Below are 510 nucleotides of genomic sequence, written 5' to 3'. Positions count from 1 at the left end.
TAATACAAGAGACTTTAAAGATGGTGCGGAAGGAGAGACTTGAACTCTCACACCTTGCGGCGCCAGAACCTAAATCTGGTGCGTCTACCAATTCCGCCACTTCCGCAACTTAATCTGTAGATATTGATGTAATTGGTAAAACATCAATAACGTTTTAATAATGGCAGGTCTACCTGGATTCGAACCAGGGAATGGCGGCATCAAAAGCCGCTGCCTTACCGCTTGGCGATAGACCTGCAGTGCTCTAATACAAGAGACTTTAAAGATGGTGCGGAAGGAGAGACTTGAACTCTCACACCTTGCGGCGCCAGAACCTAAATCTGGTGCGTCTACCAATTCCGCCACTTCCGCAACTTAATCTGTAGTTATTGATGTAATTGGTAAAACATCAATAACGTTTTAATAATGGCAGGTCTACCTGGATTCGAACCAGGGAATGGCGGCATCAAAAGCCGCTGCCTTACCGCTTGGCGATAGACCTGCAGTGCTCTAATACAAGAGACTTTAAAG

Annotated in this window: 4 tRNA genes; all 4 read right to left on the bottom strand. The window is 45.7% G+C overall.

The features are described from left to right. Positions 1-21: 21 nt before the first annotated feature. The 4 genes from QTO00_RS20745 to QTO00_RS20730 all read right to left on the bottom strand — a co-directional run bounded on the left by QTO00_RS20745 (position 22) and on the right by QTO00_RS20730 (position 481). Positions 22-106: transfer RNA gene (locus QTO00_RS20745), tRNA-Leu, on the bottom strand. Positions 107-161: 55 nt separating this feature from the next. Next, positions 162-236 (bottom strand) — tRNA-Gln (locus QTO00_RS20740). A gap of 30 nt (positions 237-266) precedes the next feature. Further along, positions 267-351: transfer RNA gene (locus tag QTO00_RS20735), tRNA-Leu, on the bottom strand. Between the two features lie 55 nt (positions 352-406). Then, a tRNA-Gln gene (locus QTO00_RS20730) sits at positions 407-481 on the bottom strand. Between the last annotated feature and the right edge of the window lie 29 nt (positions 482-510).

The organism is Vibrio sp. M260118, from assembly GCF_036533755.1.
In the GTDB taxonomy this organism is placed as follows: Bacteria; Pseudomonadota; Gammaproteobacteria; order Enterobacterales; family Vibrionaceae; genus Vibrio.
Note: the sequence above shows the minus strand (reverse complement) of the source record. Positions and strands in the feature narration are given on the sequence as shown.